At 65.9% G+C, this 26,316-nt stretch carries 26 protein-coding genes and 1 tRNA gene; 20 read left to right on the top strand and 7 right to left on the bottom strand.

Annotated elements, in window-relative coordinates; translation table 11 throughout:
- Positions 1 to 2: 2 nt before the first annotated feature.
- The 11 genes from DC347_RS14860 to DC347_RS14810 all read left to right on the top strand — a co-directional run bounded on the left by DC347_RS14860 (position 3) and on the right by DC347_RS14810 (position 11,283).
- Complete coding sequence (locus DC347_RS14860; protein ID WP_109863476.1) at positions 3 to 674, top strand: DUF501 domain-containing protein; 672 nt, start codon at positions 3 to 5, stop codon at positions 672 to 674.
- A complete protein-coding gene (locus DC347_RS14855; RefSeq protein ID WP_109863475.1) occupies positions 671 to 1,618 on the top strand; it encodes a Ppx/GppA phosphatase family protein in 948 nt (315 codons plus the stop codon). Before DC347_RS14860 ends, DC347_RS14855 begins: the two co-directional genes overlap by 4 nt.
- 4 nt (positions 1,619 to 1,622) lie before the next feature.
- Positions 1,623 to 3,038, top strand: coding sequence for a S8 family serine peptidase (locus DC347_RS14850; RefSeq protein ID WP_018761907.1), 1,416 nt, complete (start codon positions 1,623 to 1,625; stop codon positions 3,036 to 3,038).
- A 34-nt stretch (positions 3,039 to 3,072) separates the two neighbouring features.
- Positions 3,073 to 4,539 (top strand): NAD(P)/FAD-dependent oxidoreductase, encoded by a 1,467-nt coding sequence (locus DC347_RS14845; protein WP_109863474.1) that lies wholly within the window; start codon positions 3,073 to 3,075, stop codon positions 4,537 to 4,539.
- 97 nt (positions 4,540 to 4,636) lie between these two features.
- Positions 4,637 to 4,710: transfer RNA gene (locus DC347_RS14840), tRNA-Leu, on the top strand.
- A gap of 246 nt (positions 4,711 to 4,956) precedes the next feature.
- Positions 4,957 to 6,189 (top strand): branched-chain amino acid ABC transporter substrate-binding protein, encoded by a 1,233-nt coding sequence (locus DC347_RS14835; protein ID WP_018761905.1) that lies wholly within the window; start codon positions 4,957 to 4,959, stop codon positions 6,187 to 6,189.
- A 153-nt stretch (positions 6,190 to 6,342) separates the two neighbouring features.
- Positions 6,343 to 7,350, top strand: coding sequence for a branched-chain amino acid ABC transporter permease (locus DC347_RS14830; protein WP_018761904.1), 1,008 nt, complete (start codon positions 6,343 to 6,345; stop codon positions 7,348 to 7,350).
- On the top strand, positions 7,347 to 8,591 hold the full coding sequence (locus DC347_RS14825) for a branched-chain amino acid ABC transporter permease (protein WP_018761903.1): 1,245 nt from the start codon (positions 7,347 to 7,349) through the stop codon (positions 8,589 to 8,591). The genes DC347_RS14830 and DC347_RS14825 overlap by 4 nt, the downstream gene beginning before the upstream one ends.
- On the top strand, positions 8,588 to 9,535 hold the full coding sequence (locus tag DC347_RS14820; protein WP_109863473.1) for an ABC transporter ATP-binding protein: 948 nt from the start codon (positions 8,588 to 8,590) through the stop codon (positions 9,533 to 9,535). Before DC347_RS14825 ends, DC347_RS14820 begins: the two co-directional genes overlap by 4 nt.
- Positions 9,528 to 10,235: an ABC transporter ATP-binding protein gene (locus DC347_RS14815; protein WP_368665758.1), complete on the top strand. Its 708-nt coding sequence runs from the start codon at positions 9,528 to 9,530 to the stop codon at positions 10,233 to 10,235. The genes DC347_RS14820 and DC347_RS14815 overlap by 8 nt, the downstream gene beginning before the upstream one ends.
- 148 nt (positions 10,236 to 10,383) lie before the next feature.
- The gene (locus DC347_RS14810) at positions 10,384 to 11,283 is read left to right on the top strand and encodes a Bax inhibitor-1/YccA family protein (protein ID WP_018761900.1); all 900 of its coding nucleotides are present in this window, start codon (positions 10,384 to 10,386) and stop codon (positions 11,281 to 11,283) included.
- Between the two features lie 109 nt (positions 11,284 to 11,392).
- Here the strand turns inward: DC347_RS14810 and galK are convergent, their stop codons facing one another.
- Entirely contained in the window at positions 11,393 to 12,574 is a 1,182-nt protein-coding gene (gene galK, locus DC347_RS14805) for a galactokinase (RefSeq protein ID WP_109863472.1), read from the bottom strand.
- Complete coding sequence (gene galT, locus DC347_RS14800; RefSeq protein ID WP_109863471.1) at positions 12,571 to 13,725, bottom strand: galactose-1-phosphate uridylyltransferase; 1,155 nt, start codon at positions 13,723 to 13,725, stop codon at positions 12,571 to 12,573. The genes galK and galT overlap by 4 nt, the downstream gene beginning before the upstream one ends.
- Before the next feature lie 100 nt (positions 13,726 to 13,825).
- On the opposite strand from galT, the gene DC347_RS14795 reads away from it, so the two are divergent.
- Genes DC347_RS14795 through DC347_RS14780 form a run of 4 tightly spaced genes read left to right on the top strand, consistent with a single transcriptional unit; the run spans position 13,826 to position 18,007 of the window.
- On the top strand, positions 13,826 to 14,800 hold the full coding sequence (locus DC347_RS14795) for an aldose 1-epimerase family protein (RefSeq protein ID WP_109863470.1): 975 nt from the start codon (positions 13,826 to 13,828) through the stop codon (positions 14,798 to 14,800).
- 25 nt (positions 14,801 to 14,825) lie between these two features.
- On the top strand, positions 14,826 to 16,142 hold the full coding sequence (locus DC347_RS14790) for an AI-2E family transporter (RefSeq protein WP_240617806.1): 1,317 nt from the start codon (positions 14,826 to 14,828) through the stop codon (positions 16,140 to 16,142).
- A 3-nt stretch (positions 16,143 to 16,145) separates the two neighbouring features.
- Complete coding sequence (gene ilvA, locus DC347_RS14785; protein ID WP_109863468.1) at positions 16,146 to 17,384, top strand: threonine ammonia-lyase; 1,239 nt, start codon at positions 16,146 to 16,148, stop codon at positions 17,382 to 17,384.
- 8 nt (positions 17,385 to 17,392) lie between these two features.
- On the top strand, positions 17,393 to 18,007 hold the full coding sequence (locus DC347_RS14780) for a rhomboid family intramembrane serine protease (protein ID WP_109863467.1): 615 nt from the start codon (positions 17,393 to 17,395) through the stop codon (positions 18,005 to 18,007).
- 68 nt (positions 18,008 to 18,075) lie between these two features.
- Here the strand turns inward: DC347_RS14780 and greA are convergent, their stop codons facing one another.
- Positions 18,076 to 18,570 carry a transcription elongation factor GreA gene (gene greA / locus DC347_RS14775; protein WP_018761893.1) on the bottom strand — a complete coding sequence of 165 codons (495 nt, stop codon included), beginning with the start codon at positions 18,568 to 18,570 and terminating at the stop codon, positions 18,076 to 18,078.
- Between the two features lie 151 nt (positions 18,571 to 18,721).
- Entirely contained in the window at positions 18,722 to 19,180 is a 459-nt protein-coding gene (locus DC347_RS14770; RefSeq protein ID WP_109863466.1) for a DUF4307 domain-containing protein, read from the bottom strand.
- 128 nt (positions 19,181 to 19,308) lie between these two features.
- On the opposite strand from DC347_RS14770, the gene mca reads away from it, so the two are divergent.
- Together mca and DC347_RS14760 are read left to right on the top strand one after the other, a co-directional pair.
- Positions 19,309 to 20,214 (top strand): mycothiol conjugate amidase Mca, encoded by a 906-nt coding sequence (mca, locus tag DC347_RS14765; protein WP_018761891.1) that lies wholly within the window; start codon positions 19,309 to 19,311, stop codon positions 20,212 to 20,214.
- 98 nt (positions 20,215 to 20,312) lie between these two features.
- Positions 20,313 to 20,642: a hypothetical protein gene (locus DC347_RS14760; RefSeq protein WP_109863465.1), complete on the top strand. Its 330-nt coding sequence runs from the start codon at positions 20,313 to 20,315 to the stop codon at positions 20,640 to 20,642.
- A gap of 7 nt (positions 20,643 to 20,649) precedes the next feature.
- Here the strand turns inward: DC347_RS14760 and DC347_RS14755 are convergent, their stop codons facing one another.
- Positions 20,650 to 21,291, bottom strand: coding sequence for a hemolysin III family protein (locus DC347_RS14755; RefSeq protein WP_043424022.1), 642 nt, complete (start codon positions 21,289 to 21,291; stop codon positions 20,650 to 20,652).
- Between the two features lie 251 nt (positions 21,292 to 21,542).
- Here DC347_RS14755 and DC347_RS14750 point away from each other — a divergent pair, with 251 nt between their 5' ends.
- Positions 21,543 to 22,304, top strand: coding sequence for an isoprenyl transferase (locus DC347_RS14750; RefSeq protein WP_018761888.1), 762 nt, complete (start codon positions 21,543 to 21,545; stop codon positions 22,302 to 22,304).
- Between the two features lie 239 nt (positions 22,305 to 22,543).
- Positions 22,544 to 23,962 carry a PhoH family protein gene (locus DC347_RS14745; RefSeq protein ID WP_109863464.1) on the top strand — a complete coding sequence of 473 codons (1,419 nt, stop codon included), beginning with the start codon at positions 22,544 to 22,546 and terminating at the stop codon, positions 23,960 to 23,962.
- Between the two features lie 263 nt (positions 23,963 to 24,225).
- On the opposite strand, the gene DC347_RS14735 is transcribed toward DC347_RS14745, so the two are convergent.
- Positions 24,226 to 24,873, bottom strand: a complete 648-nt coding sequence (locus DC347_RS14735) for a GNAT family N-acetyltransferase (protein WP_109863463.1) — start codon at positions 24,871 to 24,873, stop codon at positions 24,226 to 24,228.
- Between the two features lie 42 nt (positions 24,874 to 24,915).
- Entirely contained in the window at positions 24,916 to 25,710 is a 795-nt protein-coding gene (locus DC347_RS14730) for a hypothetical protein (protein WP_109863462.1), read from the bottom strand.
- 60 nt (positions 25,711 to 25,770) lie between these two features.
- Here DC347_RS14730 and DC347_RS14725 point away from each other — a divergent pair, with 60 nt between their 5' ends.
- Positions 25,771 to 26,316, top strand: coding sequence for an A24 family peptidase (locus DC347_RS14725; protein ID WP_109863461.1), 546 nt, complete (start codon positions 25,771 to 25,773; stop codon positions 26,314 to 26,316).

Genomic DNA, 26,316 nt, shown 5'->3' with positions numbered 1-26,316 from the left:
CAATGGAACACAGCACGGAAGCCGCCCGGGACGAATCCCGCCAACCGACAGCACACGACCTTGACGTACTGAGCAGGCAGCTGGGACGTCCTGTCCGCGATGTCGTGGAAATTCCGGCACGGTGCGTCTGCGGCAACCCGCTCGTCGCCGCGACCGCCCCCCGTCTCAGCAACGGGACCCCGTTCCCCACCACGTTCTACCTGACCCATCCGGTGATCACCTCCGCGGTGTCCAGGCTGGAAGCCGCCGGCGTCATGAATGAGATGAATGACCAGCTCGCCGGGGACCCCGCCCTCTCTGCGGCTTACCGGTCGGCCCATGACGAATACCTGGCCGCCCGGAATGCGATCGGAGAGCGTTCCGGCATCGGCCCGGTGCCGGAAATCGACGGCGTCTCGGCCGGCGGCATGCCCGTACGCGTCAAGTGCCTGCACGTCCTCGTGGGCCACTCCCTGGCGTCCGGTCCCGGCGTCAACCCGCTCGGCGACCAGGCCCTTGGAATGATCAGCGAGTGGTGGACGGCGGACAAATGCTACTGCGACGGCGCTTGGGACACCACCGGGGCAGCGCCGTCCCGGGATCTCAGCCGCCACGGCCCCCAGGGCCTGCCGGACATCGTTGGCCGCCCCGCGCCCGTGCGAAAGCCTGCCCGCGACGCCGGGGTGGCGGAATGACGCGCGTGGCCGCCATCGACTGCGGCACCAACTCCATCCGGCTCCTGATCGCGGACATCGACCGGAGCAGCGGCAGTGCGGCCTTGACCGACGTCGTCCGGGAAATGCGCGTGGTCCGGCTGGGCCAGGGGGTGGACGCCACCGGCGAACTGGCTCCGGAAGCGCTGGAACGCACCTTTGCCGCCGCCGCAGACTATGCCCGCCTCATCCGTGAGCACGGTGCGGAACGCACCCGGTTCGTTGCGACCTCGGCAACCCGCGACGCACGCAACCGCGACGTCTTCGTAGACGGCATCCGGGACCTGCTGGGAGTTGAACCGGAGGTCATTTCCGGTGATGAGGAAGCGGCCTTGTCCTTCGCCGGCGCCAGCAGTGCGCTGCCCATCCTGGACGGCCGCGAAGTCCTGGTGGTCGACCTCGGCGGCGGAAGCACCGAATTTGTCCTCGGCACCGCGGCCGGGGTCACGGCCGCCAAGTCCGTGGACATTGGCTGTGTCCGCCTCACGGAGCGGCACCTGCGCGATGATCCGCCCACCGCCGAACAGGTGGCGGCCGCCGAAGCCGACGTTGACGCCGCCCTGGCCCGCGCCGGACGCGACGTTCCGCTCGAACGCGCCGCCGCCGTCGTCGGTGTGGCCGGGTCCGTCACCACCATCACTGCGCACGCCCTCCGCCTGCCCGAATATTCGCCGCAGGCCATCCACGGCGCTGAGCTGCCCATCGAGGTCGTCACGGCCGCGGCCGGTGACCTGCTCGAGATGACCCGCGCCCGGCGCGCGGACCTGCCGTACATGCACCCGGGCCGGGTGGATGTGATTGGCGCCGGGGGACTGGTATGGCGCCGCATCCTGGAACGGATGGGCACGCTGACCGGCGGCAGGATCACCTCCGCCACCGCGAGCGAGCACGACATCCTTGACGGCATCGCCCTGGGCATCGGCTAGCCGCATGCAGTCCACCCCAGCTCCGACCCCGCCTGCGCGCCGGGCCGCCGCGGCCCTTGTCGCTGTCCTGCTCGCAGCATGTTGCCTGTGCGCCGGCCTCTTTACCGCCCCGGCCGCCAAGGCCGACGATTGGCGCGACAAGGAATATTGGCTGGCAGATTCCGGCATCACCAAGGCCTGGGAGGTCTCCAAGGGCGCCGGAGTCAAGGTAGCCGTCATCGACAGCGGCATAGACGCCCAGCACCCGGACCTCAAAGGTGTGGTCACCGGCGGCTATGACGCGTCCGGATCCGGCCAGCCGGACGGCCAGAAAAGCGTCGGTTCCAAGCCCGAACACGGCACCTTGGTGGCCACCATGCTGGCAGGCCGCGGGCACCAGCCGGCCAGTCCCTCGCCCAGCCCCAGCCCCAGCCCCGGGCCCGCCGGCACGCCGCCGGACGGGATCATGGGCGTGGCGCCGGAAGCGCAGCTCCTTTCCGTGTCCACCTGGCTGGGTTCGCCGAACCCTTCCGGCAAGAGCGACCAGGACCAGATTCCAGAGGCCGTCCGCTGGGCCGTGGACAACGGTGCCAAGGTCATCAACATTTCGCTCGGCAGCACCACACCCCAATGGCCCCAAAGCTGGGATGCGGCGTTCCTGTATGCCGAACAAAAGGACGTGGTCATCGTGGCCGCGGCCGGCAACCGGGTAGGCGGCAACACCCAGGTGGGCGCTCCCGCAACCATTCCCGGTGTCCTCACCGTCGCCGGCCTGGACCGCAAGAACACCGCCAGCGTGGATGCTTCCTCGCAGGGGATCAGCATCGGGGTGGCCGCGCCTGCGGAGAACCTGGTGGGCGGGCTCCCCGGCGGGAGCTACGCGGAGTGGGCCGGAACGTCAGGGTCCACGCCGATCGTTGCCGGGGTGGCCGCCCTGATCCGGTCCAAATGGCCGGACATGAGTGCCGAGCAGGTCATTAACAGGATCGTCTCAACGGCGAAGGATGCCGGGGCCCCCGGAAAGGACCCGCTGTACGGCTACGGCATCCTCAACGCGGAGGCCGCGCTCAAGGCAGAGGTCCCGGAAGTGTCGGTGAACCCGCTGGGCACCATTGCGGAATGGATCCGGGTCCACCGGCGCGGCAACGCAGCACCGGCAACCCCGCTTCCCTCCGCCACCCCGGTGCCCAGCGCCGCGCCAACCCTGCCGGAGGCAACCGTCCCCGCCGCCAAGGCCCCCTCGCAGCGCGACAGTGCCATCGGCGCCGCCGTCGTGATTGGTTTCGCCGCCCTGTTCGTGGCCATCATCGCGGCAGCGGCCTTCCAGCTCAGGCGGGCATCCCGCAACCCGGCCCTGGCCAGGGAGGACCCGGACACAGGAGTGGTGGAACGGGTGGATCTGCCCCGGGAACGTCACGTTACGGACCAGCGACCAAGTTAGTGAAGATTTTCACAAACTGCGCTATCCTTAAACTATGGCAACCACCCCACAGCTCCAGGACCGTCCCAGGGTACTCGTCGTCGGCGGCGGGTACGTCGGCCTGTACGTAGCACTGAAACTGCAGAAGAAGATCGCGAATGCCGGTGGCATCGTCACCGTCGTTGATCCCCTGCCCTACATGACTTACCAGCCCTTCCTTCCCGAAGTGGCCGGCGGCAACATCGAAGCCCGCCACGCGGTGGTGTCCCACCGCCAGCACCTCAAGCAGACGGAACTGATCCAGGGCCGCGTCACCTCGATCGACCACGTCAACCGGACGGCTGTGGTGGCACCCGCCGACGGCGGCGAAAACTTTGAGGTTCCCTATTTCGACGTCGTCCTCGCAGCCGGCGCCATCACCCGCACGTTCCCCATCAAGGGCTTGGCGGAAAAGGGCATCGGCCTGAAGACCATCGAAGAAGCCGTTGCCCTGCGCAACAAGCTGCTGGAGCGCATCGAAGTTGCCTCCACCATGACGGACCCCGCTGCTCGCGCCAAGGCCCTCACCTTCGTGGTGGTCGGCGGCGGCTTCGCCGGCATCGAGTGCATTACCGAAATGGAAGACCTCGCCCGCGCCGCCGTGCGCAACAACCCGCGCGTCAAGCAGGAGGAAATCCGCTTCGTCCTGGTTGAAGCCATGGGCCGCATCATGCCCGAGGTCACCGCCAAGCAGGCCGACTGGGTCGTGGAGCACCTCCGCAGCCGTGGCATCGAGGTCCTGCTGAACACGTCGCTGGACAGCGCCGAGGGCAGCCTGAAACTCATCAACCTGCCGGACAAGACGCCCGCGCAGGAATTCGAGGCCGACACCCTGGTGTGGACTGCAGGCGTGCAGGCCAACCCCATGGTCCGTTCCACCGACTTCCCGCTCGAGCCGCGCGGCCGCGTCCGCGTCCTGCCGGACCTGCGCATCGCCGGCGACGAAGGCATCGTGGAGAACGCCTGGGCAGCCGGTGACATCGCGGCTGTTCCGGACCTCACCGGGAAGGGCCTCCCGGACGGCACCTGCGTCCCGAACGCCCAGCACGCCCTCCGCCAGGCCAAGCGCCTCGCGAAGAACCTCTGGGCCTCGCGCTGGGAAAAGCCGCTGGGGGACTACAAGCACAAGAACCTCGGTGCCGTGGCCGGCTTCGGCGAATGGAAGGGTGTTGCCAACATCAACCTCCTGGGCCGGATCGGCCTCAAGGGCGGCCTTGCCTGGCTGGCACACCGCGGTTACCACGGCATGGCCATGCCCACCGTTGAGCGCAAGTTCCGCGTCATCCTGAACTGGATCATCAGCTTCTTTGCCGGCCGCGACACCACGCAGCTGCTGGACCTGGACAACCCGCGCGGCGCCTTCGTCGCGGCGGCCACCCCGGCTCCCAAGCCTGCGGCTGCACCCGCAGCCGTTCCTGCGTCCGGCTCCGGTTCATCCGCCACGACCGCTCCGAAGGAAACGGTGGCGGCAAACGCCAAGTAGCGCTTCAGCACGCCGACGGCGGCTGTCCCCCTTTCCGGGGACGGCCGCCGTCGGCGTTTCCCGGCAATACGCCGCCGGCAGGTACCATTGACCCGGCGCCCCAGTAGCCCAATTGGCAGAGGCAGCGGACTTAAAATCCGCGTGTTGTGGGTTCGAGTCCCACCTGGGGTACAACTGCCACGCACGGGGAACTGACGCCCCCACCAGGGAAAGCCGCCTGCATTGCAGGCGGCTTTCGCCATTTAATTCCACATAGGCAACGACTGTTATAAGGCTGTGACCTCAGTCACTTAGATTCGCTGCCTTCCATGCACTAGCTTGAACCTAAATCAGGAATACCTGGTCCCATTTTCGGGCGCCGCAGCGCCCCATTGATCCGCACGCGCATCGCATGGCCCTGTTTCGGAAGGCAGACAAATGTACCGAAAGAAAGTCCTCACCTCGTTGGCAGCAGCAGCCACATTCAGCATGCTGCTGTCGGCCTGCGCCAACCAGGCGGGCCCCGGCACCACCGAAAGCTCCGGCTCCTCCAGCAAAGTGAACATCCCCGCCATTTCGAAGGTGGATGTTCCTTCCGGCGCGGTCAAGCCGGCCGGCGACGGCAAGGCAACCTGCCCGGCCACCACCACGCTGGCCTATGCCGGCGCTCAGACCGGCCCGAACGCACAGCTGGGCGTCAACATCTTCAACGGCATCCAGCTCGCCATCGACCAGCACAACAAGGCCAACCCGGGCTGCCAGGTCCAGTTCAAGAAGTTCGACACCGAAGGTGACCCGAACAAGGCCACCGGCCCGGTTACCCAGTTGGTGAGCGAGCCCGACATCCTTGGTGTCATCGGCCTGCCGTTCTCCGGCGAGTCCAAGGCAACCGGCAACATTTTCGAGCAGAAGGGCCTGGTCCACATCACCCCGTCGGCCACCAACCCCACGCTGACCGAAAACGGCTGGACCACCTTCTTCCGCGGCCTCGGCAACGACGCCGTCCAAGGCCCGGCCGCCGCGAAGTTCCTCACCGGCAAGCTCGGGGCCAAGAAGGTCTACCTGGTCCAGGATGACTCCGACTACGGCATCGGCCTGGGCACCTCCACCTCTGCAGGCCTGGGCAGCGCCCTGGCCGGCACGGAGAAGGTAACCACGGGGCAGAAGGACTTCTCCGCAGTCATTTCCAAGATCATGAACGCCAAGGCGGACGCCGTCTTCTACGCCGGCTACTACGCCGAAGGCGCACCGTTCGACCAGCAGCTGGTTGGAAAGGGATTCACCGGAACGTTCGTGGCACCCGACGGTGTCAAGGATGACCAGTTCATCAAGCAGGCAGGCGACGCCTCGAACAACGCCTACTTCACCTGCCCCTGCCTCCCGGGTGAACTGATCCCGGACTTCGCATCCGCTTACAAGGACGTCTCCAAGGGCGCCGAGCCCGGTACGTACTCCATCGAAGGCTACGATGCCGCAACGGTGCTCCTGTCCGGCATCGACGCGGGCAAGCAGAGCCGCGCAGATCTGCTGTCGTGGGTGAAGTCCTACGACAAGGACGGCTTCAGCAAGCACTACAAGTGGGATGCCAAGGGCGAGCTCCAGGCTCCGACCGTCTACGGCTACAAGGTGGAAAACGGGAAGATCGTTCCGATCGGCCCCATCGGGGAGTAGCAAACCGGCGGGAATCGGCTGTGGGGGCCAGCACTGCAGGCCCCCACAGCCTTTTCTTCGCTTGGCAACAAACCCAGGACCAAGCTACGTCACTAGACATAAGTCCCTCGGCCGGGCCCACAAGGCCCCGTGCAACTGGATCAGGATGTTCCCATGCTTCCCTCTCTCGTCCCACTGCTCCCGACTGAAAATGACTGGATCACTTTCGATATACCGTCCCTGGCCCAGAATTTCTGGAGTGCCACCTTTGACGGCCTGACGTTCGGCGCCATCTACGCGCTGGTCGCCCTTGGCTACACCCTCGTGTACGGCGTCCTGAACCTGATTAACTTCGCACACTCTGAAGTGTTCATCGTTGGCTGCTACGCCGTCTTCTTCACCCTGAGCAGCCTGGGCTTCGGCCCGTCCGTTCCCCGTCTCGACATCTGGGCCATCATCCTGAACCTGCTGCTGGCCTTGGTCCTTGCCATGCTGGCCTCCGCAGTCACGGCCTTCCTGCTTGAGCGCATTGCCTATAAACCGCTCCGGCAACGCAACGCCCCGCGCCTGGTCTTCCTGATCACCGCCATTGGCGCCTCGTTCACCATCCAGTACCTCATCTACCTGTGGCGCGGTCCCAGCCCCGAACTTGCGCTGACAATGTTCCGGCCCACCCCCATCTTTGATGTCTTCGGCACCATCGTCGATTCCCAGCAGCTGGTGATCATCATCGCGGCCGTCATCATGATGGTCGGCATCGACCGTTTCATCAGCAAGTCCCGCACCGGCCGCGGCATCAGGGCAGTCGCCCAGGACCCGGACACCGCGACGTTGATGGGTGTCAACAAAGAGCGCATCATTATTACCACCTTCATCATCGGGGGCCTGCTCGCAGGAGCCGCAGCATTGTTCTACGTCATGAAAATCCCCTCCGGTGTCCAGTACAGCGGCGGATTCGTCCTAGGCATCAAGGCCTTCGCCGCAGCCGTGCTCGGGGGCATCGGCAACGTCCGCGGCGCCCTGCTGGGTGGACTGCTGCTCGGCTTGATCGGCAACTACGGCCAGATCCTGCTCGGAAACTCGCAGTGGACCGACGTCGTGGCCTTCGTGGTGCTGGTGCTCGTGCTGCTGCTGCGGCCCGAAGGCATCCTGGGCACGTCCCTTGGAAGGAGCAAAGCATGAGCATGACGGATGGACCCACGCCGCTACAGACGGCGGCCGCCGCACAGGCTGCTGAGGACCGGGAAGCCTCTTCCAAGGCGGCCGGCAGGAGCGATCTGCGCCAGCGCGGGAAACGCAAGTCCGGCTACTTCTCCGACCGGTGGCACGCCCTGTCGCGCCAGCAGCAGTGGGCATTCCTGGTCATCGTCGTTGTCCTGGCCTACCTGCTCCCGCTGCTCAACCCGCCCATCATCACCACCGAGCCGGGCAACAATTTCGCCCTGGCATGCTTCGATATGGCACGGTTTGCCCTCATCGCGGTAGGCCTCAACGTGGTGGTGGGATACGCAGGCCTGCTGGACCTTGGGTATGTCGCCTTCTTCGCCGTTGGCTCATACTGCGCGGCGATGCTGACCAGCCCCGATTCACCCTTCCTGCACATCCCTTACCTGTGGACCATTCCGGTGGCCATGGCCGTGACAATGTTCTTCGGCGTGGTGCTGGGTGTCCCCACCCTCCGGCTTCGGGGCGACTACCTGGCCATCGTGACGCTTGGATTTGGTGAGATCGTCCGCATCCTGGCCACGATCATTCCCGCCATGAAGGGCCAGGTCGGTTTCCAGAACGTCGGCCATCCGCCCGGTACCGAAGCTGACGGTACGCCCATCTTCTCCAACTCGAACGGTGTGCCCTGGTACTGGCTGACCCTGACCATCATCATCATCGTCACCCTCCTGGTGGGCAACCTGGAGCGCAGCCGGGTTGGCCGCGCCTGGATCGCCATCCGCGAGGATGAGGACGCAGCTGAAATCATGGGTGTTCCCACCTTCAAGTACAAGGTGTGGGCATTTGCCATCGGCGCCGCGATCGGCGGCCTTTCCGGCGCGCTTTTTGCCGGGCAGGTGGGATTCGTCAATAACCAGAAGTTCGACGTCACCACCTCAATCCTGTTCCTCGCTGCCGTCGTGCTCGGGGGGGCCGGCAACAAGGTCGGCGCCATCCTGGGTGGGGCCCTGGTCAGCTACATTCCGTTGAGGTTCACGGCCATCGCCGAGTACAAATACCTGATCTTCGGCATCGCCCTGGTCCTGATCATGATCTTCCGCTCGCAGGGGCTGCTCCCGGCACGGCAGCGCCTGCTCGCCTACGGCCGGACAGCTTTCAACAAGGTCGCGGCCCGGGACACGCAAACCAAAGACACGGACAATCCAACAGCCGGCCCCGGGACCCGCACGGCCGGAGAGAGGGGAGCAGAGGCATGAGTTCCGAGGAACGGCAGGCCGGCTCCGGCAGCGTCGAGGAGCAGCCGGACAAGGGCAGCCCGGCAGTTACAGCACCCGAAATGGACATCGAAGCCCTGGCCGAAGCCGGGGTGGACCAGGAACTGGCCGAGAAAGTGGCACCGGACCGCGATATCGCGGTTGCGGTGGGCGACAACATCGTGGAGGTCCAGAACCTCACCATCAAGTTCGGCGGCCTCGTGGCATTGGACAACGTCAGCTTCAACATCAAGCGCGGCGAGATCCTGGGGCTTATCGGTCCCAACGGCGCCGGCAAGACGACCTGCTTCAACGCCATGACCGGGGTCTACAAGCCCACCAGCGGGAAGGTGGTGTTGGAGGGCCAGGTCCTGAACGGCATCAAGCAGCATAAGATCACCCGCCTGGGCTTGTCCCGCACTTTCCAGAACATCCGGCTCTTCGGCGAAATGACGGCGTTGGAAAACGTGGTCGTGGGCCTGGACGCGCGGCACCGGACCAGCGTTGGCGGGGCCCTGCTGCGACTGCCCACCCACATCAAGGAGGAAAAGTCCGCCATCGAGCGCGGCATGGCACTGCTTGACTTCGTGGGCATCAGCAGCCACGCCCACGTCCTTTCCCGCCAGCTGCCTTACGGTTTCCAGCGCCGGCTGGAGATCGCCCGGGCACTGGCTACCGATCCGAAGGTACTCTGCCTCGACGAGCCGGCCGCCGGCTTCAACCCGGCCGAGAAAGAGGAGCTGATGGCGCTCATCCGCACCATCAGGGACGAGGGTTACACCGTACTGCTGATCGAGCACGACATGAAGCTCGTGATGGGTGTGACCGACCGGATCGTGGTGCTGGAGTTCGGGAAGAAGATCGCGGACGGACTGCCGCGCGAGATCCGCGAAGACCCGAGGGTCATTGCCGCCTACCTAGGAGAGCCCGAAGATGACGTTGCTTGAACTTGAGGACGTTTCCGTCCACTACGGCCGCATCCAGGCGCTGCGGAACATCTCCTTCACGGTGGAAGAAGGCGAAGTGGTGGCGCTGATCGGCGCCAACGGCGCCGGCAAGACCACCACCATGCGCACCATCTCCGGCCTGTTGAACTGCTCCGAGGGAAAGATCACCTTCGCGGGCCAGGACATCACCAAGATGAAGGCGCACATCCGGGTGGTGCACGGGATTTCGCAGGCGCCCGAGGGCCGTGGGATCTTCCCGGGCATGACGGTGATGGAAAACCTCGACATGGGCACCTTCGGGCGCAAGGACAGAAGCGGCGTATCCAAGGACCTGGACCGCGTCTTCGACTTGTTCCCGCGGTTGAAGGAACGCGAAAAGCAGTTCGGCGGGACCATGTCCGGGGGCGAGCAGCAGATGCTCGCCATCGGACGGGCCCTGATGTCCAACCCGAAGCTGCTCCTGCTGGACGAGCCGTCCATGGGGCTGGCACCGCAGTTCATCCGGCAGATCTTCAAGATCATCAAGGAGATCAACAACCAAGGCACCACCGTCCTGATGGTGGAGCAGAACGCCAACCAGGCCCTGGCGGGAGCGCACCGGGCCTTCGTCCTGGAGACCGGCGAGATCACGCACAGTGGCACCGGCAAGCAATTGCTGGAAGATCCCTCCATCAAAGAGGCCTACCTGGGCGTGGGATAGCTGCCCTGCGGGGCCCGGTTGTCCGGGAGGCAACGGTCACGGTTCGGTTGCAACCGGGCCCCGCGGGAACTTTCACCACGGCCTCCACGTGGGACTTGGTAGCGTAACAATCAGCTCATCACCCACACCCACATGGAGGAATTCCGCAATGGCACTTGGCGGCAACCCGATCTTCAACGGAAAGAGTTTCCGTGGCGCCACCCAGGCACCGCCTGTCCCGCAGGCTCCGTACGGTGCTCCTTACGGCCAGGCGCCGTACGGTCAGCAGCCGTACGGCCAGCCGTCCTACGGCCAGCAGGGGTGGGGCACCCAATCCCAGGGCATGACGGACGAACAACTCCAGCAGATGTACAACCAGCCGTCTGCCGGCCCCGCCGACACTGGCAGGATGACGTTCGACGACGTCATCATGAAGACCGCGGCCTGCCTCGGCGCCGTGCTGGTAGGCGCAGCCATCACGCTGACCGTTGGCCTGGGGCTGGCCTCCCTGCTGATGATCGTCGGAGCCCTGGGCGGTTTCGTGCTGGCCCTGGTCAACACGTTCAAGAAGCAGCCCTCGCCCGCACTCATCCTCGCCTATGCCGCCCTGGAAGGACTCTTCCTTGGCGGCCTGACCCGGATCCTGGACACGCAGTACCCGGGTGTGGGCCTGCAGGCAGTCGTCGGCACGCTTTCGGTCTTCGCCGTAACCCTCCTGCTGTTCAAGAGCGGCAAGGTGCGTGCAACACCCAAGGCCATGCGCTTCTTCATGATCGCACTCGGCGGCTACGCCCTGTTCTCCATCGTCAACCTTGTCATGATGATGACCGGCCTGACGCAGGAGCCCTTCGGCCTGCGCAGCGGCATGATCGGCGTCGTCATCGGCCTGCTGGCGATTGGGCTTGCCGCCTTTTCGCTGGTCATGGACTTCACCAGCATCGAGGCCGGAGTCCGCAGTGGCGCTCCGCAGCGCTTCTCCTGGACGGCGGCCTTCGGCCTCACCGTCACGCTGGTCTGGCTGTACGTGGAAATCATCCGCCTGCTGGCCATCCTGCGCGGCGACGACTAGGCACCGGCGGCAACTGCCGCCGTCGTCAGCAAAGGCCGCGGGCCCCACCAAACGGTGGGGCCCGCGGCCTTTTGCGTCCGCAGCCCGTCAGGGCTGAGCGGTAGCCCGCCTAGGCAATACGCATGGCGCCGGCGGCAGGGGACACAGTGAAGATGTCCGGTGCCGTGAAGCCGGCGTCGGAGAAGGCCTTCGCGACGGCGGTCCGCACCCTCTGCTCCGCATCCACGGGGGTCAGGGCGATCGCTGCCCCGCCGAACCCGCCTCCGGTCATGCGGGCACCGAGGGCCCCGTTCGCCCGTGACGTGTCCACGGCCAGGTCCAGCTCCGGGCACGAAATTTCAAAATCATCCCGCATGGAGGCATGGCTGGCATCCAGCAGGGGTCCGATGGCAACCGGGCCGGCACCGTCCAGGAGTTCGACGGTCTGGAGCACCCTGTCGTTTTCAGTCACCACGTGCCGCACCCGCCTGAACGTCACCTCATCGAGCAGCCCGGCCGCCTCTTCAAGGTCACCCACCTGGACGTCCCGCAGCGCCTTGACCCCGAGGACCTCCGCCCCGAGCTCGCAGGACGCGCGCCGGGAGGCGTAGCCGCCGTCGGCATGGGAATGGGACACCTTGGTGTCGATGACCAGCAGCACCAGGCCGGCGGGTTCTGTCTCGAACGGAACCAGGGCGGCTTTCTGGTCCCGGCAGTCGAGGAACACCGCATGGCCCTTGGCGCCGCGCAGCGACGCGGACTGATCCATGATCCCCGTGGGCGCGCCCACGAAGTCGTTCTCCGCACGCTGCGTTGCCAGCACCATCTCCTCGGCCGTAAGCCCGGCGCCGGTGAGGTCGTTGAGTGCGGAGATCACGGCGCATTCGATGGCGTGCGACGACGACAGGCCGGCGCCCAGCGGCACCGTGGAGTCAAGGAGCAGGTCCAGGCCGGGGACGTCGATGCCGCGCTCCCGTAGGGCCCACATGACACCCAGGGGGTACTTGGTCCAGCCCTTGGCTGTTCCGGGCTGCAGGGACTCCAGCGAGGTGGTAACGACGCCTTGGTCACCGTACGTGGACAGCAGCCGCACGGTCCGGTCCGGGCGGACCGCGACGGCCACCCGGGCGGTGCGGTCGATGGCGAACGGAAGCACGAACCCTTCGTTGTAGTCGGTGTGCTCGCCGATGAGGTTGACCCGGCCCGGCGCCTGCCACACGCCGTCTGCAGTGCCACCGAAAGCTTCGGCGAAGCGGACGGCGAGATCGACGGCGGAAACCTGGGCTGTGCCGGCCTGGTCCTGGCTGCTCACGCGGAAGCTCCTTCTGGTGCGGCCGCCACGGCGGACGGCTCTGTGGACGCCGGGACAGAGACACTGCGCAGGCGCTCCGCCACGCTTTCCGGCGTGGTGTCGTTGATGAACGCGCCCATCGCTGCCTCCGAGCCGGCGAGGTATTTCAGCTTATCCGCTGCCCTGCGCGGGGAGGTCAGCTGCAGGTGGAGGTAGCCGGCCGGGCGGAGGACATCATCCAGGGGAGCCTGGTGCCACGCGGAGATGTAGGGCGTGGGCGTGGGGTAGAGGGCATCCACCCGCTTGAGCAGGTCGAGGTACACCTCCGCCAGCTCGTCCTTCTCCTCCCCGTCCAAGGCGGCAAGGTCGGGAACGTGGCGATGCGGCACCAAGTGGATCTCCAGGGGCCACCGGGCGGCGAAGGGCACATAGGCGCTGAAATGCGTCCCCTCCGCCACCATCCGGCTGCCGTCTTCGCGTTCTGCACGCAGCAGGGAGCCGGTCAGGGTTTCGCTCCCGTCCTTGGCGTCGTAGTACCTCCGGGCGGCAGCGCCCAGGACGCCGGCGCGGGGTGTGACGTAAGGGTAGGCGTAGATCTGTCCGTGTGGGTGATGCAGCGTCACGCCGATATCGGCGCCCCGGTTCTCAAACGGGAACACCTGCTTGATGCCGGCCATGGCGCTGAGCGCAGCGGTGCGCTGTGCCCACGCCTCGATCACCGTGCGGGACCGTTCCCGGGTCAGTCCGCTGAACGAACCGGTGTGTTCAGGAGTGAAGGAGACAACCTCGCAGCGGCCGTAGGCGGGACCTTTCGTTCCCCATCCCGGATCCGCCGGAACGGGCCCCAACGCAGGGCCGAGGGACGGGAAGCGGTTTTCGAATACCACCACGTCGTAGTCGGAAGCCGGAATCTCTGACGCGTTCGAGTCAGTGGTGGGGCAAATGGGGCATTGGTCCGCCGGAGGCAGGTGTGTCCGTGTCTGCCGGTGGGCAGCCACAGCCACCCATTCCCCGGTGAGGGCGTCGAACCGGATCTCGCCCGGTTCGCCCCTGGGCGGCAGCCCGCGATGGTCCGTGGTGAGTTCCGCGGTCCGGGGCGTGGTGCTGCCCGCATCGTCGAAGTACATCAGTTCCCGACCGTCGGAGAGCGTGGTGGTGGTCATCCCTGTCATGGCAAAAGTTTCTCATAACCGCTCAATAAAGAATAGTTAACAACAAAAAGTAACAGTGACGCTCATGCGGGTGCGGCGCCGCCCGTTGTACGGTAGGCCCATGACTGCCTCTTCCGAACCCGAAAACCAAGGTGCCGCGTCCCTCCCGTCCTGCGCGACCGGCCGCCAATACGAGCTGCGCCGCGGCGATGCCGCGGCCGTGGTCACCGAGCTGGCGGCAGGCCTGCGCTCGTACCACCGGGGCGGTGTCCTGCTCACGGAAACCTACGGCGATGACCAGATCGCTCCCGGCGCCACCGGGATTACGCTGGCGCCCTGGGCCAATCGGGTGGAGGACGGGACCTGGCTCCTGGACGGGAAGGAGCAACAGCTGGACATCACGGAAGTGTCCCGCAACAACGCCAGCCACGGACTCCTCCGGAACACCGGCTACTCCCTCGTGGGGAGGTCGGAACATTCGGTGGAACTTGAAGCCACCATCTTTCCGCAGCATGGGTACCCGTTCCTGGCCCGGCACCGGGTGCACTACCAGCTCACCGACGACTTGGGACTGCACGTCAGGCAGACGCTCATCAACGATTCCACGGCTCCGGCTCCCTTCGTCCTGGGCGCACACCCCTACCTGCGGGTCGGCGACACGCCGGTCGAGGACCTGAAGCTGACAGTCGCCGCCGAAACCCGGCTGGTGGCCGATGACCGCCTGATCCCGCGCAGCACGGCGCCGGTGGACGGAGATACCGACTTCCGCTCCGGCAGCGCGATTGCCAATCTCGCAGTGGATGTAGCCTTGACCGACCTGCGCTACGACGGGGGCAGGGCGCGGCACACCCTGGCCGCCGCCGACGGCGCCGCGGTGTCGCTCTGGCAGGACGAAGCCTGCCGCTATGTCCACGTTTTCGTCAGCACCGAATACCCCGGCCGGACCCGCGCCGTGGCCGTGGAACCGATGACCGGACCAGCGAACGCATTCAACTCCGGAGACGGCCTTCGCTGGCTGGCGCCGGGCGAATCCTTCAGCATCGAATGGGGGATCGACTATGTCCCGGCCCCGGCCGGGGCGTTGGTTTCCCATTAGCGCAAGGCTGCGGAAGTATTGGGTTATGACGCCACATGAGGACGCCGTAACCCAGGCAAACCAACCTTCTGCCCCCGCTGCCCCGCTGAGGGTGCTGACGGATCGTGAACTCGACAAGGACATTCCCTACGGCGTCCGCATTGCGGCGTCCTGGTCGTGGCGGCTGGGACTGATCCTGCTGATGGCAGGAACCCTCGTGTGGCTGCTGAGCAAGATCACGCTCCTGATCATTCCGATCATGGTGGCCGCGCTCCTTGCAGGACTCCTGAGTCCGGTCACGCACTGGTTGAAACGCCGGCGCCTGCCCGCCGGCCTCGCCGTGGCCGTGACGGTCCTGGGCTTTATCGGGGTCATCGCGGGTGCGCTGGCCCTGGTGGGCCGCCAGCTTGCGGTCGGGTTCGGAGAGCTCTGGTCACAGGCCCTCGAAGGCATACGGCAGGTCCAGGACTGGCTGTCCACGGGCCCCCTGCACCTCACGGACGCCCAGGTGGACCAGTACGTCAAGGACGCCAGTGACGCGCTGCAGAACAACAGCAGCAGCATCCTCAGCGGTGCGCTCTCCTTCGGCAGCACCGCCGGACACTTTGCGGCCGGGATGCTCCTGTCACTGTTCATCCTTATCTTCTTCCTGCTGGAAGGAGACCGGATCTGGGCTTTCCTGGTCAGGCTGCTGCCCCGAAAGGCACGGGCAGCGACGTTCGGTGCAGGCCGCAAGGGCTGGGCGTCAATGGTCAGCTATGCGCGCATCCAGATGTTCGTCGCTGCCGTCGACGCGATCGGTATCGGCGTAGGCGCGGCCATAATCGGTGTCCCGCTGGCGCTTCCGCTCGGCGTGCTGGTCTTCCTCGGCTCCTTCATCCCGGTGGTGGGCGCCCTGGTGACGGGCGCCGTCGCCATCCTGCTCGCCTTGGTGGCCAACGGCCCGGTCAACGCGCTGGTCATGCTGGCCATCGTCCTGCTGGTCCAGCAACTCGAGGGCCACATCCTGCAACCCCTGGTCATGGGCAAGGCCGTCTCGCTGCACCCTGTGGCGGTAATCCTCAGCGTTGCGGCGGGCTCGTACCTCGCCGGAATCCCCGGGGCGCTCTTTTCGGTACCCATCCTGGCCGTAGCAAACTCGGCCGTTCGCTACATTGCCGCAAGAACGTGGGAACATGAACAAGTGCCGGTCATCGCCGGAAAGCCCATCACAGCCGGAGCGGGCGGGGACAACACCATTGAGGACGTTGAACCGCAGGCTGCATCCGATGCGGGGCTGGAGGCGGCCGGCGCAACAGCCGAAAACCGCGATGCCCGCACCGCCTCCCGAGAGGGCACCGGAGCCGAATCCAGAGGAGAGTAGTCCGTGAAGATCCTTGAAACCCTTCCCGTCACACTGGACGATGTCCTTGAGGCGCAGAAGCTGCTTGACGGGATTATTGCGCGCACCCCCGTGGAATCGTCCCGCGCGCTGGGCGGCATGGTGGGCGGTGACGTCTACTTCAAATGCGAAAACCTGCAACGGGCCGGGTCATTCAAGGTGCGCGGCGCCTACGTCCGCATGGCGCGGCTCTCCGCGGACGAGAAGAAGCGCGGCGTGGTGGCAGCGTCCGCCGGCAACCACGCCCAGGGTGTAGCCGTTGCCGCCAAGAGCCTGGGCATCAAGGCCCGCATCTACATGCCCCTGGGAGTGGCTCTGCCCAAGCTCGCCGCGACCCGCAGCCATGGCGCCGAAGTGATCCTCCATGGACACAACGTTGACGAGGCGCTGGCCGAAGCACAGCGCTACAGCAATGAGACCGGAATGGTCTTCGTCCACCCGTTCGACAACGTGGACGTCGTGGCAGGGCAGGGGACCGTTGGCCTCGAAATCCTGGAGCAGGTGCCCACCGTCGACACCGTACTCATGGGCGTGGGTGGCGGAGGGCTCCTTGCGGGGGTCGCCGTCGCCATCAAGGCCCGGGCCAGGGAACTCGGCCGCGAGATCCGCATCATCGGCGTCCAGGCGGAGAATGCCGCCGCCTACCCGCCCTCGCTGGCCGCCGATGCCCTGGTGCCGCTGAAGAAGGTTTCCACCATGGCTGACGGCATCGCCGTGGGCCGCCCGGGGCAGTTGCCCTTCAGCATCATCCGCGAACTGGTCGATGACGTGGTCACCGTCAGCGAGGACTCCCTGGCCCGTGCCCTGATCTTCCTGCTGGAACGGGCCAAAATGGTGGTGGAGCCCGCAGGTGCGGTGGGCGTCGCGGCCCTGATGGACGGCAAGATCGAGAACCCTGGAACCACCGTGGCCGTCCTCTCCGGCGGCAACATCGATCCCATGCTGATGCTCAAGGTCATCCAGCGCGGCCTCTCCGCCGCCGGCCGCTACATGACCGTTCGAATGATGCTGGACGACCGTCCCGGCTCCCTGGCAACCATTGCGCGCATCATCGCCGAAAACGATGCGAACGTCACCGGTTTGGACCACACCCGCGTGGGTGGTTCCATCAGCATGGGCGACGTATCCATCACGGTGAACCTTGAGACCAAGGGCCACCAGCACGGTGAGCAGGTCCTCAGCGCACTCCGCGCTGAAGGTTTCCAGCCGATCGTGGTCCATTAGGACAGGGCATGGCCGGACCTGCTGGTAACGGACGCCACCCCGGGCGCCAAACCCTTGCGTCCCGCGCGAAGGGCGGCCTGGCGGTGCTGGGCGGCTTCCTTGCCCTGTTGTTCGCCCTGGAGGTGGCCAACTCGCTGATGATGGGCGCGCTGGTCAGGACATTCGGGCTGCGGCCCAGGAGCGCCGACGGGCTGCTGGACATCTTCACCTTCCCGCTGCTGCACGCCAACCTGAACCACCTGCTCTCCAACAGTTTTCCACTGGTTATCTTCGGGTTCCTGGTGTTCCTGTCCGGGCTGCGCGTCTTCCTGACCGCGCTTGCCTTCAGCTGGCTGGGCAGCGGCCTGACTGTGTGGCTCATTGGCGACGGCGTTACCGTGGGGGCATCCGGCCTGGTCTTCGGGTTGTTCTCATTCCTCCTGGTGCGAGGCTTCTTCAACCGGAGCTGGCGGCAGATCCTGCTCGCCGTGGTCCTGTTCATGGGCTACGGGAGCATCCTGTTGGGCGCCCTGCCGTTCGTTGCCGGTTACGTGAGCTGGCAAGCGCACCTGGGCGGTGCTGCCGGCGGTGTCGTGGCTGCGCTCCTGCTCCGGCCCCGCGTCCCGGCAACCGTGGGGCCCTGAGCAAAGCGCCTGTGTGCCGGCACGGTCGGCTTTAAAACACTGCGGCGGCCCGGCCAGGCCGGCGAAGGCTAGGCTGCGTAGGGCTTGGCGGAGAGGATCTCCACCTTGATGTCTTTGCCGTTCGGAGCGACGTAGCTGAGGGTGTCCCCCTCCTTGTGGCCCACGATGGCGGCACCCAGCGGCGACTTTTCACTGAAGACATCCAGATCCGAGTCGCCGGCGATTTCACGGGAGCCCAGCAGGAACGTCTCTTCGTCCCCGGCGATTTTGGCCACCACGATCATGCCCGGTTCCACGATGCCGTCATCGGCAGGTGCTTCGCCCACGTGGGCATCCCGAAGCAGCACGGTCAGCTGGCGGATGCGGGCTTCAATCTTGCCCTGCTCCTCCTTGGCTGCGTGGTAACCGCCGTTTTCCTTGAGGTCGCCCTCTTGCCGCGCTGCTTCAATCTTCTGGACGATCTCCGCCCGGCCTGCGCCGGAAAGGTGGTCCAGCTCTGCCTTCAGGCGGTCAAAAGCTTCCTGGGTGAGCCAGGCTGCAGAAGCGCTGTTGGTGGTAGACACGGACTTCTCCTCTGGTGGTCCTACATGCAAAAGACCCCGCCATGGTGGCCACTTGTGGAGCAGCAACCAGCTCAGCGGGGTAAAGGTATCTATCCAGTGTAGTCAATCACTTGGAGATAACCCAACCTGGACGAGTCGCCGGTCACATCCCTTATTGCGCCTGGCTGGGAATCCAGCAGCTGTCCACCAGGCCCGACACGGACTCCGACTCAGTGAGCACGGTGACGCGCTGGGCGACTGTCCTGCCGCCGTCGGCCGTTCCATCCGCCGCCGACGGCGGGATGTCGACCACCTTCCAGCCCACGACGGCGAACTTGGAATCCAGTGCCTTGACGGCGCACTTCACGGCGTTTCCGGGCTCGCGGGTGACCTGGAAGTCGACCTCGGCAACGGTGGAATCGGTGGTGCTGTAGCCGATGTCCTTGTACGTCACCCCGGACAGGGAATTCGACGTCGAAACCCATGCCAGGAACCCGATTCCGGCCGCGAGGGCGATGCCGATGCCGGTGCGGGTGGCCTTGGGAGTGAACCGGCGCTTTTTAGCACCATACCGATTGGCTAGGCTAGTGTCTGCGGGCGCGGGTTGGGCCGGCTGGTCCGGGGAAGTCACCAGACCAGTTTAGTGCCCTTTCCGCCGGCTCTCTGCGGCGGCCGTGGCCGCCGGTGGGGCACGACGCCCGCTTCAACATCCTTCGGCTGCCACAAGCCGCGAAACAAGAATAAGGAGCCGTCCTTTCCATGACAGCGTCCAGCAACTCCCAGGTGCCGCTCCGGCTGCTCGCAGTCCATGCCCACCCGGACGACGAATCCAGCAAGGGCGCTGCGACCATGGCCATGTACGCAGCCACGGGCGTGGATGTCATGGTGGCAACCTGCACGGACGGGTCGCGCGGCGACATCCAGAACCCGGCAGTCGAAGGCGAACCACACCCGAAGCGGGACATGGCCGGTGCCCGCAGGCTGGAAATGGCCAACGCAGCCTCCATCCTTGGCATCAAGCAGGCGTGGCTTGGATTTGTCGACTCCGGACTTCCCGAAGGCGATCCCCTTCCGCCGCTTCCGGCCGGTTCGTTCGCCACCTTGCCCCTGGAACGGGCTGCGGCGCCGCTGGTGCGGCTGGTCCGTTCGTTCAAACCGCACGTCATCCTCAGCTACGACGAAAACGGCGGCTACCCCCACCCTGACCACATCATGGCCCACCGTGTGGCTGTGGAAGCTTTCGAAGCCGCCGGCGATCCGGGACGCTACCCGGACGCGGGGGAGGCGTGGGAGCCGAGCAAGCTCTACTACGACCGCGCCTTCAGCCCCGAACGGTTCCGGGCACTGCACTTTGCGCTGGAAGAGGCGGGCCTCCAGTCCCCGTATGCCGAGCGTTTGGCCGCGTGGCTCGAATCCGACGCCGAGGGCCACACCCCGCCGCCGGCGCCGCACCCCACCACCACACAGATCGACTGCGGCGACTACTTCGAAGTTCGTGACGACGCCCTGCGCGCCCACCGGACGCAGGTGGACCCGCTGGGGTTCTTCTTCGCCGTCTCACCCGACATGCAGCGCCGGACCTGGCCCTGGGAGGACTACTCCCTGATCCATTCGAGGGTGCCGTCCGAGCTCCCGGAGAAGGACCTGTTCGCCGGGCTAAGATAGTCAGAGCAGGCTTTTTCTATCAAGCGTAGAAGTCGGGTGCGTCCCAGGCCCGTGCTGTCCGCCTCCTGCTGCATCCGTTCCACCAAAAGGTATCAATCGTGCATTCACTGCTCCTCCGCCTCGCCACCACGCCGACCCCGTTGCCCACTCCAACGCTTCGGGACGGGATCTCCGAGGACCAGGTGACCCCCGGCCTGCTGGGGTTCGTCATGACGGCTTTCTTCGTGGTGGCCACGGCCTTGCTGATCGTCGATATGGTGCGCCGGATCCGCCGGGTGCGCTACCGCGCCCAGGTGGAGGAAGAACGCATGGCGGCCGCAACCGCGGCAGACGTGGAGGCGGCTGACGCGCAGGACGGGCTCGACGACGGCCCGCGCCCGGCAGCGCCGGAGTCCAACGGAAACGGGCTCCAGCGGCCGGGGGAGTAAACCGGCGTCAGGCCAGGACGGCCAGTGCGATGGCAACGAAGTGCGCTGCGAAAGCCAGCACCGTCAGTGCATGGAACAGTTCGTGGAAGCCGAAGTGGTGGTAGCTGAAGTTTGGCTTCTTCAGGGCGTAGAAGACGGCGCCGGTGATGTAGAGAACTCCGCCCACGCAGATCAGGACCGCTGAAGCCGGGCTCGCCTGGAAGAACTGCGGCAGGTAGAACAGGGCGCCACAGCCCAGCGCGATGTAGATGGGCACGTACAGCCAGCGGGGCGCATCGGTCCACAACAGCCGGAACAGCACGCCAAGGATGGCACCGGACCAGATGACCCACAGGAGGATCACCGCCTGCGGGCGTTCCAGGAGCGTCCATGCCAGCGGCGTGTAGGTGCCGGCGATGACGAGCATGATGTTGGTGTGGTCCAGCCGCTTGAGGACCAGCTTGACCCGTGGGGACCAATTTCCGCGATGGTAGACGGCACTAACACCGAACAGCAGCACGCCGGTGGCCGCAAAGACGGCAGAGGTGATCCGCCGGTCCGCGGTAGGGGCCAGCACAACCAGGACGATGCCCGCGGCAAGCGCCAGCGGGGCGGTGACGGTGTGGATCCAACCCCGCCATTTCGGTTTGATCATCAGCAGTTCCGCCAGGCGGACGGCAGCATCATCCACTGCGTTGGGCCCGGGCCCGTCGCCGGGGTTGCTGCCCTCCGGCCCGGACGGCCGGGAACTGTGCGGAGCGTCGCTGTTCATTGGTCCAGAATAACTTACGCATCGGTAAGTTACTCGTTGGTAACTTAGCGTCGGATCCGCCTCCCGGACCCCGGCGCGTCCCGGAGCGCTGCTGGCGGTAGCCTAGGATGTGGATGTACGTACGGCAGGAAAGTCAGGTGAGTGGACGCGTGGAGTTGCCCGGGTTCCTCTATGGCTACTACGAACGCCGGCTGCTGAAGGATCTCCCGCGCGACCGGATTCCCCGCCACATTGGCGTCATGGTGGACGGCAACCGGCGCTGGGCCAAGCAGTTCAACGCCCCCACCAGCCAGGGCCACCAGGCGGGCGCGGACAAGATCCATGAGTTCCTCGGCTGGTGCCAGGAACTCGGCGTCAAGGTGGTCACGCTGTACATGCTGTCCACTGACAACATGAACCGGTCCAGCGAGGAGTTGGACCTCCTGATGGGCATCATCGCCAACACGCTGGACCGGCTCGATGACGACGCCAATATTTCCGTCCACGCGATGGGTGCCCCTGAACTGCTTCCGGACTACTTGGCTGAGCGGCTCAACAAGCTGACTGCGCGGACTCCGGTGCGGGAAAAGATCCACGTCAACGTCGCCGTCGGGTACGGAGGAAGGCGGGAAATTGTCGACGCCGTCCGCGAACTCCTGCACGACGCCGTCGCCAAGGGCATGGACATTTCCAAGCTCGCCGACGACCTGTGCGTCGATGACATCTCGCGCTTCCTCTACACCCGCGGCCAGCCTGACCCGGACCTGGTGATCAGGACATCGGGGGAGCAGCGGCTCTCCGGCTTCCTCATGTGGCAGAGCGCCTACAGCGAGTTCTATTTCTGCGAGGCCCTGTGGCCCGCCTTCCGAAAAGTCGATTTCCTCCGTGCCCTGCGTGACTACGCCGGCCGGCAGCGGCGCTTCGGCGCCTGACACCCCCGGTTCAGCACGAGTTAATCGACGCGCAACGGGAATCGCCGCGTAATGGTTGCGGAAACTTGGCCGGGTGGATTTACGTTATATCCATCAGCAGGCAAAACCGCCGGCTGATCGGGGAGGCCAATACATGGAGCGAAACATCGCACCGGTTGTATGGGAGGCCGGACCCGGCCTCGTGGCCGAGCCGCCTCACCAATAACAATTCCGGGCTGGTGCCCGGGGCTGGAGTCGATGTGGCTACTTCTGAACGACTGCCCGAGGTCCTGGCTGGACAGGGCGGAAAAGCTACCTCTCGCGCCGAGCGCGCCACTTTTGAAACCGGCGCAGCAACTGATGCTGCGGCCGGTTTCGCTGTCTCCGGAAGGGAAGCCGACATCCACACCTTCGTCATCGACACGTCAGTCCTGCTCTCGGACCCCCGGGCACTCCTGCGGTTCGCCGAGCATGAAGTCGTGGTGCCAATCGTTGTGATCACCGAACTTGAGGCAAAACGGCACGACCCCGAACTGGGCTACTTCGCCCGGAAGGCCCTGCGGCTCCTGGACGACCTCCGGGTCAAGCACGGCGGACTGAACCAGGCCATTCCCATTGGTGACGACGGCGGCACCCTGGTGGTGGAGCTCAACCACATTTCGGCGGAGGTACTGCCACTGGGCTTCCGCAGCGGTGACAACGACAGCCGGATCCTTGCCGTCGCCAAGAACCTGGCCAACGAGGGCCGCAATGTCACCGTGGTCTCCAAGGACCTCCCCATGCGGGTCAAAGCGTCCGCCATGGGCCTCACCGCCGACGAATACCGCAACGAGCTCGTCAAGGACTCGGGCTGGACCGGCGTCGCCGAAATCGAAGCCGACGAACAGGAAATCTCTACCCTGTACGGGCACGAACCCGTGTTCATCCCCGCCGCGGCGGAACTGCCCGTCAACACCGGCCTGGTCCTGCTTTCCAACCGCGGCTCGGCCCTGGGCCGGGTGGGGGCGGACAAGCAGGTGCGCCTGGTCAAGGGCGATCGAGATGTCTTCGGCCTCCACGGCCGGTCCGCCGAGCAGCGGCTCGCCATCGACATGCTGATGGATCCGGGCGTCGGCATCGTGTCCATTGGCGGACGCGCCGGCACCGGAAAATCGGCGCTCGCCCTTTGTGCGGGCCTCGAAGCCGTACTCGAACGCCGCGAACACCGGAAGGTGATTGTGTTCCGGCCGCTCTACGCCGTGGGCGGCCAGGAACTTGGCTACCTGCCCGGTTCGGAATCCGAAAAGATGAACCCCTGGGCGCAGGCGGTCTTCGACACGCTCGGGGCCTTGGTCAGCCAGGAAGTGGTGGAGGAAGTCATGGACCGCGGCATGCTCGAGGTCATGCCGCTCACGCACATCCGCGGCCGCTCCCTGCACGACGCCTTCGTGATCGTGGACGAGGCGCAGTCACTGGAGAAGAACGTGCTGCTGACGGTGATGAGCCGAATGGGCCAGAACTCCAAGATCGTCCTTACCCACGACGTCGCCCAGCGGGACAACCTCCGCGTCGGGCGCCACGACGGAATCGCCGCCGTCGTCGAAACCCTGAAGGGACACCCGCTCTTCGGCCACGTCACCCTCACCCGCTCAGAGCGCTCGCCCATCGCAGCGCTGGTGACAGAGCTGCTAGAGGGCTGACCTCACCTAATTAAGGGCCGTGGCCGGGTTCGTCGGGCCACGGCCCTTCGCCGTCGCTTAGACACGACGCATAGGGGCACCTGCGGTCGTTCGGCGAGCTGCGCACATGTCCGGTTCGAGTCCTTCGCGTAGGAGCGCATCGCCGACCAGAGCGTTGCGCAGGTCGCCCAGCGACCGTAGCGGCGCGCCGGGAGGTGTCTAAGCGACGGCGAAGGGCTCGAACCGGACGAACCCGGCCACTGCCCGGCCAACCCAGCCCGGACTTACGCGACCTTCAGGAACTTTGCCGCTGCTTCGTGGCCCTCCACCTTCAGCTTCCATTCGGGGCGATTGAAGGTTTCGGGGGTGAGGCGGACGTGCTGGAGCGTTTCGACCTTGGTACCCCAGGCTTTGCGGGTGATCCCGTTCAGTTCGTAGCCAAGGGAGCGCGAGACGCCCAGGGAGGCGTCGTTCCAGGATGCGGCCTCGGATTCGGCCACGTCGGCGCCCAGCCAGTCAAAGGCCCAGAGCACGACGGCGGCACGCATCTCCGTGCCCAGTCCGCGCCCTTGGACGGACTGCTGAAGCCAGGAGCCGGTGCTGACGGTCTTGAGGCTTGCGAAGTCCTTGGCACCAATGTCCTGGCAGCCGACAAAACGTCCCTCGTGCCAGATGCCAAGCAGCAACGTCCAGTTTTCCGGGGAGCATTCGGCCCTGCACCGCCAGTACCAGCGGGCCATGTTCGGGCCCAGTTCGTCGTCCGGAAGTTCCGTCCAGGGCATACTGAACGGGTTGCGGCCGGCCTCGTGGATGCCGCTGCGGGCCGCTGCCACGGCGGCGGGCACGTCCTGATCGGTGATGGGCCGGAGCTCAAGCCGGGGTGTGGCCAGCCGAAGGTCGAACAGGGGCCAGATGGAACTCAGGGAAGTCATCCGCGAAGCCTAGCTGATCGTCACCGCCGGTACCTGTCACGCTCAGGCGGGGAGGTCCCAGGTGATGTGCCGCCGGACGTCCGTGAGGTTCATGGACTGGGCCAGGAACAGGTCATCAAGCATGTATTCGTCCACGGCAATGATGCGGATCCAATGCCCGTAATCACCGGTCCCCGGTTCCAGTGACCGGCTGGCGACGCAGACCCCGGTGCCCGCGTCCACGCGGAGGCGCGTGCGCCCGGGAAGGCACAGCGGAGCAGCGGCATCCCCCGGGTGGTATGCGGCGTTAGGGACCACCACCGCTTCCAGGGCGGCCCTGCCTTCGTGCTCGACATGGTGGATGTCCTTGATGTCCAGTGCGTTGCTGCCCGGGAATTCGATGGGAACCGGAGCGTTGCCGGCGAGCTCAACGGGGTCCAGGGCGGCCGAGAAGCGTCCGTTGCCGAAACCTGGTTCGCCGTACGCTGCCTCAGGCCTGCGGCGGACTTGTCCGGCGTCGTCATAGACGGGGGTGACCAGATGGGGCGGCAGGAGCCAGGACTTGCGGGTGGAGCTGACGTAGAAGTCACCACGGGAATCGTTGATTCCGGTGGTGCTGTGCAGCACCAGGCCATCCGGACTCTCCAGCCGGAGCGCCCCGGGCCGCCGCAGCCATGCCCGGACGAACGGCGCCCCCGGTCCGGGAGCCGCATCGAATGGCTGGTCCCAGTACTCGAACCTCAGGGACTGCCACTTCCAGGGGGATGACCGGCACAGGTTCCGGAACGCGGCAGCCGGATCCGCGGGTGTGCCAGGAGGGTCCGGAACCGTCCGGCGCCGGGACTCCCAGGTCGACATATCCACAGTTTACGCGGCGGCGCTACGGCCGGTACTGCCGGATCCAGTAGCATCCGAGGGGTGATCGGACGACTGGGCGACCTGTGGCAGTACACCCCCGTGGCCTTCTGGCTGGTGCTGGCCGCCTGCCTCTACTTTGTGGTGATGGCTGTGCGGCTCACCGTTATCGATGTCCGGCACCATCTCCTGCCCAACCGAATCGTGTTTCCCTCCTATGCCGTGGCAGGATTCCTTCTCCTGGCCGCAGCGGCGACGGGCTGGGGCGGGGCGGTGACGGCCGCGGGGGATCCGAACGGCAACCCCATCATGCCTGTTGTCAGGGTGCTGGCGGGGGCCGCGATCCTCTGGCTTTTCTACTTCGTCCTTCGCCTTGCCTATCCGCCCGGGATGGGATTCGGCGATGTGAAGCTGGCGGGCGTGCTGGGCATGTACCTTGGCTACCTCAGTTGGGGACATCTCTTCGCCGGCACCTTCCTCGCGTTCCTGCTCGGCGGCCTTTGGTCGCTGGCGCTCCTGGCGGCCCGCAGGGGAACGCTGAAGTCCGCCATCCCGTTTGGCCCGTTCATGCTTGCCGGGGCCGCGGCCGCCATGCTGCTGCCGGCTTAG

This window comes from Pseudarthrobacter sp. AG30, from assembly GCF_003116525.1.
In the GTDB taxonomy this organism is placed as follows: domain Bacteria; phylum Actinomycetota; class Actinomycetes; order Actinomycetales; family Micrococcaceae; genus Arthrobacter.
Note: the sequence above shows the minus strand (reverse complement) of the source record. Positions and strands in the feature narration are given on the sequence as shown.

Bases quoted from the DNA above. Each gene is read 5' to 3' on its own strand.
- DC347_RS14790 (WP_240617806.1), top strand. From the start codon at position 14,826: ATGACGCCACATGAGGACGCCGTAACCCAGGCAAACCAACCTTCTGCC.
- mca (WP_018761891.1), top strand. From the start codon at position 19,309: ATGACAGCGTCCAGCAACTCCCAGGTGCCGCTCCGGCTGCTCGCAGTC.
- DC347_RS14855 (WP_109863475.1), top strand. From the start codon at position 671: ATGACGCGCGTGGCCGCCATCGACTGCGGCACCAACTCCATCCGGCTC.
- DC347_RS14830 (WP_018761904.1), top strand. From the start codon at position 6,343: ATGCTTCCCTCTCTCGTCCCACTGCTCCCGACTGAAAATGACTGGATC.
- DC347_RS14730 (WP_109863462.1), bottom strand. From the start codon at position 25,710: ATGTCGACCTGGGAGTCCCGGCGCCGGACGGTTCCGGACCCTCCTGGC.
- DC347_RS14820 (WP_109863473.1), top strand. From the start codon at position 8,588: ATGAGTTCCGAGGAACGGCAGGCCGGCTCCGGCAGCGTCGAGGAGCAG.
- DC347_RS14795 (WP_109863470.1), top strand. From the start codon at position 13,826: ATGACTGCCTCTTCCGAACCCGAAAACCAAGGTGCCGCGTCCCTCCCG.
- DC347_RS14860 (WP_109863476.1), top strand. From the start codon at position 3: ATGGAACACAGCACGGAAGCCGCCCGGGACGAATCCCGCCAACCGACA.
- DC347_RS14850 (WP_018761907.1), top strand. From the start codon at position 1,623: ATGCAGTCCACCCCAGCTCCGACCCCGCCTGCGCGCCGGGCCGCCGCG.
- DC347_RS14780 (WP_109863467.1), top strand. From the start codon at position 17,393: ATGGCCGGACCTGCTGGTAACGGACGCCACCCCGGGCGCCAAACCCTT.
- DC347_RS14825 (WP_018761903.1), top strand. From the start codon at position 7,347: ATGAGCATGACGGATGGACCCACGCCGCTACAGACGGCGGCCGCCGCA.
- galT (WP_109863471.1), bottom strand. From the start codon at position 13,725: ATGACAGGGATGACCACCACCACGCTCTCCGACGGTCGGGAACTGATG.
- DC347_RS14735 (WP_109863463.1), bottom strand. From the start codon at position 24,873: ATGACTTCCCTGAGTTCCATCTGGCCCCTGTTCGACCTTCGGCTGGCC.
- DC347_RS14835 (WP_018761905.1), top strand. From the start codon at position 4,957: ATGTACCGAAAGAAAGTCCTCACCTCGTTGGCAGCAGCAGCCACATTC.
- DC347_RS14845 (WP_109863474.1), top strand. From the start codon at position 3,073: ATGGCAACCACCCCACAGCTCCAGGACCGTCCCAGGGTACTCGTCGTC.
- DC347_RS14810 (WP_018761900.1), top strand. From the start codon at position 10,384: ATGGCACTTGGCGGCAACCCGATCTTCAACGGAAAGAGTTTCCGTGGC.